5 protein-coding genes are annotated in these 5,817 nt (G+C 65.1%); 3 read left to right on the forward strand and 2 right to left on the reverse strand.

Annotation, left to right across the window (positions count from 1 at the left end; translation table 11 throughout):
• Positions 1–867: 867 nt before the first annotated feature.
• A complete protein-coding gene (locus H6717_42300) occupies positions 868–1,869 on the reverse strand; it encodes a hypothetical protein (GenBank protein MCB9583740.1) in 1,002 nt (333 codons plus the stop codon).
• A gap of 1,134 nt (positions 1,870–3,003) precedes the next feature.
• Here H6717_42300 and H6717_42305 point away from each other — a divergent pair.
• The 3 genes from H6717_42305 to H6717_42315 are packed head-to-tail and all read left to right on the forward strand — an operon-like array spanning position 3,004 to position 5,405.
• Positions 3,004–3,345, forward strand: a complete 342-nt coding sequence (locus H6717_42305) for a transposase (protein ID MCB9583741.1) — start codon at positions 3,004–3,006, stop codon at positions 3,343–3,345.
• Positions 3,339–3,740 (forward strand): IS66 family insertion sequence element accessory protein TnpB, encoded by a 402-nt coding sequence (gene tnpB / locus H6717_42310; GenBank protein MCB9583742.1) that lies wholly within the window; start codon positions 3,339–3,341, stop codon positions 3,738–3,740. The genes H6717_42305 and tnpB overlap by 7 nt, the downstream gene beginning before the upstream one ends.
• A gap of 33 nt (positions 3,741–3,773) precedes the next feature.
• A complete protein-coding gene (locus H6717_42315; GenBank protein MCB9583743.1) occupies positions 3,774–5,405 on the forward strand; it encodes an IS66 family transposase in 1,632 nt (543 codons plus the stop codon).
• A gap of 3 nt (positions 5,406–5,408) precedes the next feature.
• Here H6717_42315 and H6717_42320 read toward each other — a convergent pair whose 3' ends face one another.
• Entirely contained in the window at positions 5,409–5,684 is a 276-nt protein-coding gene (locus H6717_42320; protein MCB9583744.1) for a hypothetical protein, read from the reverse strand.
• Between the last annotated feature and the right edge of the window lie 133 nt (positions 5,685–5,817).

Raw genomic sequence — 5,817 nt, forward strand, 5'->3', positions numbered from 1 at the left:
AGCTGCATCAAGCCGAGAGCGAATTCGCACGTGGAGAGTTCGTGGAGCTGACTGTCGAGGACTTGGACCGGGCGATGGCCGCGGGGGAATGGCCGTGGCCGACCGCGTCCTCCGAGTGAGCACGACTTTCCGTCGGAGCCTTGACCGACTTGGAGTGCGCGCGGGCTGACCGGCGTCCCGTGCCGTTTCCACCACGCTTCGCGCGCTAGGCTCTGAGCAGTTACCCGGTCCAACCGACTACAAAACGCCCTTCTCGCCGGAGCGTGCGTACGTTCGGCGCGTAGCGAGCCTCAACCTCTGGATCCTGTACAGATTCGACGACGCGTACGCCTACGTCATGACCACCCGCGGACAGCCACCGGTTCCGGTGGACGAATAGAACGGCTCGCACCCAGAACGAGAGCGCCGCCCCCCTACCCCGCCGCCAAGCTACGCGACTACTTCGGCGGCTCGTCGACAAAGGCAGGCTGAAGCCGATCGGGGAGCGCAAGTGGAGACGTTATGAGCTGCCAGACAGCGACGTCCTCAAACCGGCCCAAACGCCTTTCCGCGCGTTTAGACCCGGGCAGCTAGAGCACGCGGAAACGCCGGATATTGCTAATATTATTTAGGTAGTTGAAGCCCGAGCCCGGTAACCGCGCGAGCCTCATGGCCGCGTTTACGGGGCGACGCCAATTCTCACGGATTCCTCGCTGCCGGGAAGCGCACTGGCGCCGCAGCTCCCCCGACTACGACCCGCACGGCGTCACTTTCTTGAGCACTCGCCGCCGCAACGCGCCGCTCGTGGTGTTGCTCATGCCGACGGAGGCGCAACGCCCGCGTCAGACCCCCAACCCCACCCGTGAACGGTTACATTGTAAGTCACTGTCAGTCGAGGCGCTTTCCGGCAGCAATGACCATCACGGGCTTCTGCTGTCCCCGCAGCTCCGTCAGACGGGCCGCAACCAAGTCTTCGGTCTTGTTCTCGCGGGTCTCACACAACAAGAGCGCCACCGGGCCCTTCTCCCAGGTGAGGAGGTACTTCCATACCTGGCCAACCGCTCTGTCACCTTCTGACGCAGTAACCGCCCGCTTCAGTTCGAATGCAAACGCGCCCCCAATGACGATGTCGACTTTGCCGACGCGCGTACCCTCATGATAGAGGGGGTGTTGCTGCTCAACCTCCAAGTTCGGCAATCTCCTGCGTAGATGTCGCACTAAAGATGCCTCATACTCCTTCTCCAGCCGGCATCCGCGTGGACGCCAAGACTGCAGGACGCCGAGCACACTCTGCAGCGCACGATCTGAAGTGAAGGCGGTTGGGTTGTCTCGCCACGCGTTGAAGAGTACCTGCTCTGAGGCTAGCGATCGCGACAGCTTCAACCGGTGCGGCGAAAGGTGTGTCCGATACCACCAGCGAACGTACAGGATTGTACCCAGTGCGGTAGCGATGGCGGCCAGCCACATTCCGTAATCGATCCATGTCCGGACTGTTTCGTTATCGATCGAGCGACTTGCGAGCCGAAGGAGCGTTGCGGCAACCGCTGCGATGGCTGGAACGGTGGCGAGAGTTGTGGCCCCGACAGTTAGGAGCCAGCTTCCGACAACGCGCGGGATCTCAGAGATCGCTGGCAACTCGAGTTGGCCCAAGCTGACTCGAATTTGCGAGCGAACATGGTCCCACGTCCAGTTTTCGTCGTCGTCCCGGAGGCTCCACACCCGCGCCAGAAGCAGCGCGTACACGACGAGAGCCAGCGCGACCAGGCAAATCGCATAGAGCCACGCTCCTGCCGCGTACGCACAAGCCGTAAGCAAAGCCAAGAGAGTGAACAGAAGGCGTCGCCACCCATAGAGATGGTCGTCGACCCAGAATGCAACGCGCGCGCCCACCTGCACGCTCCTTGCGGCAAGCGCGACCCCCATGACAGCTGGGTCAAAAGCGGCCTGGGGCAAAGAGGAAACACTGCCTCCGGATTGCTCCGCCAACGTGGCGACGGAGCGCAGGGAGTCGGCAAGTGGTGGGCTACCTGAGGGAAGTGTGGTTGCGGGTGCCGGTGGTGTCATCACCGGAGCAAGTGGGATACTCGGCGGAACCAGCTCGGCGATCGTCCGAGTGCGGCCGCATCTCGGACAACTGACGATGACACTCATGTCGTCCATCGGCACGTCGAGGCACTGTCCGCACTCGGTGCAGAACACTCTCACGTTGGGCATGCAACCACCCCGGGTTGAGTATATGCTGATCGTGTCGTGTCGGGTGGGGTGAATCAGCCAGAGACGTCACGGGAGCCGCCGACCTGGTTTGTCGTCGCCGCGTTGGCCGCAGGCGGATTGCTGATCGGCGGTGCTGTAGTTGGCGCGGTGCTCGTTTGGCGCCTTGAATCAGCGAATCCCGCTGGAACACATGCCTGGCGACCGCCGTCGACACGACCTCCCGCAACTCCTCAGGTGGCCGCGACCGCGAAGGAGTGTGGCCCCTGTGAGTTCTCGGGGTCTGAGTGCAGAGCGGGATTGTGTCGCCTGGCTTCTGACGCGCAATGGCTCGTCCGTCCGACGGCATTCGCCACCAGCCGGTCCGAAGCCGACGACATCGCCACCTCGAACTGTCGGCTGTGCGTACGCCATCCTGGCGACGCCGATTGGGTGTGCTCGGAAGGTGCCGCTCGCAGGAGCGGGTCGATGTTCTACTTTGGCCCGAGCGAACATCTGCTGAGCATCACAAGTCAGGAGTTGGAGCAGCAAGGTCTCGAGGTCGCGCTTTGGAACAGGGGGCGGCTAATCCTGCCAGCGACCAAAGTTCGGCATACCTTCCTCAAACCGTCAAAGAGGCTGTTCGATGGCGGAATCCTCTTTCCTGTTAAGCGCGGCCTGGCAACGAAAGTAATCGTCGGCCTCGCGCCAGCCGGTAGCGACTAGAGCAACAAATGTACGGGCGCAACCGCGGCACGACAGTAACCCCTCCACCAAGGACGTGTAGATCGCAGGGCAGCACCGGTGGCACGCGTGTAGGCGGAGGCCACTGCAATGCCCAGATCGCGCAGAATCACTTCTCAGCTCTCCCGCCGGCGCTGGAGCGACGCCGATGCCCGCGTCGTGCTCGCGGCGCTCGAAGCGTCGGGGCTGTCGGTCAACGCCTTCGCGGCCCGCGAGGGACTGGACCCGCAGCGGCTGTACTACTGGCGGAAGCGACTCGACGGCGACAGCGCGTTGGCCGTGTCGCCGACGTTCGTGGAAGTTCCGCGCCACGGACCCGAGCCCGTCGAGATCGCGCTCCGCTCCGGTCGGAGCCTGCGCGTTCGTGAGTCGATCGACGTGGCGACACTGCGCCGGTTCGTTGCCGTCCTCGAAGAGGACGCGGCTTGCTGAGCCTGCCTCCGAGCGTCCGGTTGTTCGTCGCGACGCAGGCAATCGACGGGCGCAAGGGTGCCGACAGTCTGATGGTGCTCGTGCGCGACGCGCTCCGGCATGACCCGCTCAGCGGGCACCTGTTCGTCTTCTTTACCAGGCGCTGCGACCGGATCCGCATCGTCTACTGGGATCGCAATGGATTCGCCATGTGGACGAAGCGTCTCGAAAAAGGACGATTTCGTCCGCCTTTTTCGAAGGATGGCGAGCTCCGCGCAAGCGTAATGGAGGCCGCCGAGCTCGCGCTGATCGTCGAGGGCATCGACCTGGCCGGTGCGCGCCGGCGTCCGCGCTGGGAGCCGCGACGCGCCACGCCGCGCGCGGTCGCGCCGGCACTTTTCCTGTCGAGCAAGTGATCTACATCGATCCGCGACGCGTCTAACGGGTCGATGTCGATGAAGGACACACCGACCTCGCCGTACGTGCCGGATCTCGATCAGCTTCGAGCGTGGATCGAGCAGATGGTGGCGGCGATGCGGTTCGTCGAGCTGGTGGTGGCCATCATCCACCTGATCAGCCGCATGCGCGACATCAACGCCGAGCTCACCAAGCGCGTCGCACAGCTGACGCGCGAGCGTCCGCGTTCGGAGACGCTCGAGCGCCTCGAGCGGCAGCTCACGCTTCCGGGCCTCGATAGCACCAGGAGCCAAGCGAAGAAGAAGAAAACCGATGCCCGCGAGCCGAAGAAGAGCAGGCGCGGCGTCCACCCGGGACGCGGCGCGCTGCCCGCGCATCTGCCGCGCGTGCAGGTAAAAAACCCGGTCCCCGAAGACCAGCGGCGCTGTCCCATCTGCGGCGGGGAAATGACCGTCGTCGGCCACTCCATCTGCGAGCGGCTCACCGTCATCCCGGCGCGCATCATCGTCGAGCAACGACTCGACGAGACCCTCGCCTGCCCGAGGGACGACGCGATCGTCTCGGCCGCTCCGCCGCCGGCCATCGTCGAGCGCGGCAAGCTGGGCGATGCGCTCATCATCGAGGCCACGTGCGACAAGTACATCGAGTACCTACCCATCGAGCGGCAGTGCCGCCGCTGGGCGCGCGCCGGCATCGATCTGGCTCCGCAGACGCTCGGCCGCAGCGTCGCCGCCCACATCGATCTGCTCATGCCCATCGCGCGCGGCATCACCGAGCGCACCCGCGCGCCCGGACTGCTCGGCACCGATGCCACCGGCATCCCCATCCTCGATCCCTCGACGGAAAGCGGGATCCGCACGGGCGCGATCTGGGCCTGGACCAACGCGCGCTGGGTTACGTTCTTCTACTCGCCGAGCGGCGATTCCGACAGCGTCCGCCGCTTCCTCGGCGACGATCTGTGTCGCACGGTCCAGTGCGATGGCACGAGCGTCACGACTTTCATCGAGCGCGCGGGTGGCAAGCGGCCTGGATGCTGGAGTCACGCGCGGCGTGGCTTCGTCGAGGCGGCGCGTCTCGGCGACGCGATCGCAGTCGACGCCCTGCACACCATCGCGCCGCTCTTCGCGATCGAGAAAGCCGCGACGCTTGCCGGCGACAACGCCGAGGCACGGCGGAAACGCCGGCTCGAGCACAGCCAGCCCGTGCTCGACAGGATCCGCGCATTCCTGGACGAGCATCGCGCCACAACGCCGCCGAAGACACCGCTCGGTCGAGCGCTCGGCTACCTGCACAGGCAGTGGAACCGTCTCGTCCTCTTCGTCGAGGACGGCAACATCGAGCTCACCAACAACCGCCGCGAGCGTGAGCTCAGAAAGCTTGTTCTCGGAAGGAAAAATTGGCTCTTCGCCTGGGACGACATCGGCGGCGTGCGCACCGCAGCGATCCTTACCATCATCGCCACGTGCATCACGCACGACATCGACCCGCGTGCCTACCTCCATCTCGTCACCCGGCTCATCGTCGAAGGCTGGCCACAGAAACGGCTGCGCGATCTCTTCCCCGACCGGATCCTCGCTGCACATCCCGAGCTCGCCGTCAGCGAAACGCGCAGCCTGGCTGCAGCGCCCGCGCCCGATGCGCTGTTGCTCGCTCCGCGGGCGTGACGGTCAGAAGCCGTCCATCGACGTGCACAGACCCGCCAGCAGCTCCTCGAGCTGCTCCAGCCGCCGCTCGCTCCGCGTCCCGTCCATGAGCGCCTCGACAAGACTGTAGATCTCGTCGAGCTCGTCCACCGTCGCCCGCAGGACCCACAACCCGCCGAGATCCTGTCGCGGCGCCGCGCGCGACAGGATCTCGCGCAACTCCGGAATGTCGTCCGTCGCGTCGAACAAGAGACGTCGCTCCGCATCATCGAAGCCCCACATCCGCTTGGCCTGGCCCATGCCGGCAACCAAGCACGAGCACCGGCCGGCGTCACGCTCGGGGCCGCGCTCAAAAGCTGCGCCTCGACGCAAGGGGTGGATGCTACGTCGTTCGTGGAGGGGTTACGGCGCACGAGCCCGACAAGCCCTCGAT

The sequence above is a fragment of the Polyangiaceae bacterium genome, assembly GCA_020633235.1.
Lineage (GTDB): Bacteria > Myxococcota_A > Polyangia > Polyangiales > Polyangiaceae > JACKEA01.